General features: G+C 39.7%; 1 protein-coding gene. It reads right to left on the bottom strand.

The genetic code is table 11. From position 1 onward, the window contains the following. Positions 1–580: 580 nt before the first annotated feature. Positions 581–1,327, bottom strand: a complete 747-nt coding sequence (locus tag WBV75_RS14435; protein WP_424121284.1) for a GLPGLI family protein — start codon at positions 1,325–1,327, stop codon at positions 581–583. Positions 1,328–1,638: the final 311 nt, after the last annotated feature.

The raw sequence follows: 1,638 nt of genomic DNA, 5'->3' as shown, positions 1-1,638 counted from the left end.
CAAGCTGAGAGTACTTTCTTTAGTTTTGAACCTTGAACCTTGAACCTTGAACCTTGAACCTTGAACCTTGAACCTTGAACCTTGAACCTTGAACGTTCTTTGCTGAGACTCCCGCAAACTGCCCACTGCGACTGCCAACCGCTTACTTTCCAGAGCGGGGACTGGATTGTTTTTTTTGGGGGCCCAAGCTTTCACACAGGATTTGAAATTTTACAAGCATTGCTGGTTGACCTGTTGAAGTTTGTTTTTCCGGAGCTTTTAAACGAAGTTATTCTAGTCCAAGCTCCTTAACCCAGGTTGAGTCCTAGCCGTCTTCTTCTTTAGGGTAGTCGGCAGCATACTCCTGTCCTGGATAAATTAAGCTGATATTGCCCGTGAAAATCGGAAATCTAGTGGCTTCTTCTCATCTAATGGAAAGGCGAATATATTGGGATTAGGCAGTTCAGTGCGGACCGAATCTAGCACTTTACATTTTTAAACCACACTTTCCTGTGCAAGTGTTAGTTGAGTTATTAAATATAGCAGCAGGTTCTCTTTAAAATTGTACTTCCCGTAAAATACAGTGAGCAGAGAAGGATAATCAATTTTTCCTGGAGGGTATTTTTTTGGACACATATTCCTTTTGCATCCTTTGATATTCTTCGGTAGTTAAAACATTTTGAGAATTTGGCCAATGAATCGTAAAATCCTCGTTTTGATTGACTGTTATACTCTCTGCATAATAGCTAATCATTGTATCATGTAGCTCCAGAATTAAACCCGGTAAACCGCATACATAATCTGTTGGCCCCAGCCCTACTGGTATTTCCGGTGAATACCAGGCAGTTATGGTGATTTTTCCGACAGGTATTTCTTTCTCATAAGAAGCCTTATAGGCTGTGAAATCACCAATCTGTTTGGTTTCGTTTTCCAGGTTCCATTCCACATCCTTGATGGGGTTATCTGCCAGGATGTACTTGTCTTCGACTTCTCGAGCCAATATTTGAGCACAGGAATCTAACCTGCTGTAATAGGTAATGGAACCGGCTAGTATGATAGCGATCTTGGGACCAATTTCTTCCTCTTCCCATAATGCAGATTTGACAGGAGCGAAGATGGAAGTATCGCCACCGAATGCCAATCTCATTTTAATTTTTTTCAGGCTTTCTGCAGCGGCTTCATACATGTATAAACCTTTGTTGGGTTTAACCTTATTTTGCTCAAACATTTTCTTGAATGAATTTTCCATATCAAGTCTATAGACAACCTCACCATTGTTTATCTGTGAAATGCCTTTATAGCATGCCAGAATACATAAAACCAAAATTATACTCTTTTCGAAGCGCATATTAGGATAGTTTGTTAATAGCTCATAATAGTCCTGATAATGAACGGGGCCTCTATGTGTGGCCCATTTCAAAGATTATTTATTTATTCTAAGTTGGCAAAACTTACCCGAACCCATCAGAGTGAGTGGCGGGGTGCCTTGCCTGGAACAGCGATTGGTTATATGTGTTGTTTCCTTCAATCGGATAAATCCAAATATTTATCTAGTACCAAGTTAGTTTTTGAACCGTCAATATTGGTATACTCCAAACGGATAAAACCATATTTTTCATTGAAATACGCTTTGAGATAAGTTTTTCCTATCCTACTAAC

The organism is Robiginitalea sp. (assembly GCF_049588695.1).
Lineage (GTDB): Bacteria > Bacteroidota > Bacteroidia > Flavobacteriales > Flavobacteriaceae > Robiginitalea.
The sequence above is the reverse complement of the archived record's forward strand: the minus strand, read 5'-3'. Positions and strand labels throughout refer to the sequence as shown.